Here is a 2,072-nt window from a genome sequence, read left to right as displayed (position 1 = left end):
CACCGGCATCGCGAGGCTGACGCCGCCGAGTTCGAGCGCGGGGCCGCCGAGGGGGTCCTTGAGGCTGACGCCGTCCAGCTCGAGCGGGCCGCCGAGCGGCCGAACCAGGCCCTCGCCCTCGGGCTCGGACGGCCGGAGGCGGTGCGGCGCGAAGTGGGCGGCGACGGTCTCGTACTTCACCTCGACGTCGAGGCGCTGCTGGTCCCAGTCGATCAGCTCCTTCAGCGGCGGCGGCAGGTCTCGGTAGGCGGCCAGCACCGCCACGAGCTGGCCGATGTCGAGCTGGCCGCGCAGCGCGAACAAGCCGCCGATCGCGTAGAACAGGAATGGCGTGATCTGTGCGAGAAGGTTGTTCAGGTACTTGACGAGAAACTTGCGTCGATAGATGCGCAATCGCAAATCGTAGAGGCTGAACAATCGCCCGCCGATCTCGGCGCGCTCCCAGCGGCCGGTGTCGTTGACGGTGACCGCCTCGAGCCCGTCCAGCACCTCGCCGACCCGGCCTGCGAAGCTGCGCGACGCGATCTGCCGCCGCCGGCTCAGACGGATGATCTCGCGGCGCAGGCGCGGGATCACGATGATCTGCACCATCACGATCGACCCGGCGACGAGGCCGAGCCACAAATTCTGCATCAGGATGAAAATCAGCGCCGTCGCCGCCTGAGTCCCAAGGAAGCACGGCACCACGAGCGCGTCGCCGATGAAGGCGCCGATCGGCTCGACTTCGTCGCGGATGATGGTCGCGGTCTCCGACGACTTCACCTCGCGGGTGGTCTCCGGCGTGAAGCGGAGCATCAGCGAGAACAGCTCGAAGCGCAGGCGCCGCAGCATGCGCTCGCCGAGGACGCCCTTGCTCAGGTTGATCCAGAATTTGAACGCGCCGTTGATCAGCACGAGCGTCAGGAACAGCCCGGACAGCCCGAACAGCAACCCGGTGCGGTCGACCTGGAAGCCGGAGAACAGCACGTCCTCGTCGCCGCCGAGCCAGCCGGGCCAGTGGATGATCAGGTCGAGGAAGTCGACCGTGTCGTGCCCGTTCTTGAACGCCTTGCCGGAGATGGCGTCGTTGACGATGCGCTTGGGCAGGTCGAGCGAGGCGAAGTAGAACGGCAGCGACGCGAGCACGACGGCGCAGATCGCGAGCTGGTCGCGCCGCGAATGCCGCCAGATATAGCCGAAGAGCGTCGGCTCCAGATCGCGCATCACCCCTCCCCGGCCTCCGCCACGCTCCCCATACAGCCTCGTAGGCCCGCGCGTCACACGCATGTCACCCTGCGACGGAAAGGCGAAGTGCGGGCGTGCGACAACTCACAGGTGCCGCCGACCGTCACGGCCGTCCTCCCGCGGGCATTGTCACGGCGGCCCGGCTTGTGCGACCGCAGGCCGGCTGCGACGCTGCGAGTGCGGCGGCGCGGCCGAGAGGCGGATCGCGATGCGGCAAGGGGGCGTTCGAGGATGAGACCGTGATGCGCGCGAGCCGCGTCCTGATCTATAGCCACGACACCTTCGGGCTCGGGCACCTGCGCCGCTCGCGCACGATCGCGAACGCGCTCGCCGGCACCGGCGAGGTCGAGGCGGTGATCGTCTCCGGCTCCGCGGTGGTGGATCGGTTCGCCTTCGCCCGCGGCGTCTCCGCGGTGCGGGTGCCGGGCGTGACCAAGCGGCCCGACGGCAGCTATGCCGGCCTCGACCCGCAGGTGCCGCTGCCGGAGACGGTGGCCCGGCGCGCCGACATCGTCCTGCGCACCGCGCGGGACTTCCGGCCGGACCTGCTGATCGTCGACAAGGAGCCGACGGGCTTCCACGGCGAGATGCTGGCGACGCTGGAGCATCTGCGCGCCCGCGACTGCCGCGTGGTGCTGGGCCTGCGCGACGTCCTCGACGCGCCCGAGCTGCTCGCGCCGGAATGGGAGCGCAAGGGGTCCTCCGAGGCGGTCCGCAGCTTCTACGACGAGATCTGGGTCTACGGGCTGTCGCGCATCCACCGGCCGCTGGCCGCGCTCCCCGTCGGCGCCGACTTCGCCGACCGCACGACCTATACCGGCTACCTCCGCCGCGCTGCGCCCCCGCCC

General features: G+C 70.1%; 1 protein-coding gene and 1 pseudogene. One reads left to right on the top strand and one right to left on the bottom strand.

Annotation, left to right across the window (positions count from 1 at the left end; translation table 11 throughout):
* The coding region (locus FV222_RS24240; RefSeq protein ID WP_147815842.1) for an ABC transporter transmembrane domain-containing protein at positions 1 to 1,203 on the bottom strand (1,203 nt) is incomplete at its 3' end.
* A gap of 263 nt (positions 1,204 to 1,466) precedes the next feature.
* Here FV222_RS24240 and FV222_RS24235 point away from each other — a divergent pair.
* Positions 1,467 to 2,072: pseudogene (locus tag FV222_RS24235) on the top strand (hypothetical protein); the annotation flags it as partial.

It is taken from the genome of Methylobacterium sp. WL103 (genome assembly GCF_008039885.1).
In the GTDB taxonomy this organism is placed as follows: Bacteria; Pseudomonadota; Alphaproteobacteria; order Rhizobiales; family Beijerinckiaceae; genus Methylobacterium; species Methylobacterium cerastii.
Note: the sequence above shows the minus strand (reverse complement) of the source record. Positions and strands in the feature narration are given on the sequence as shown.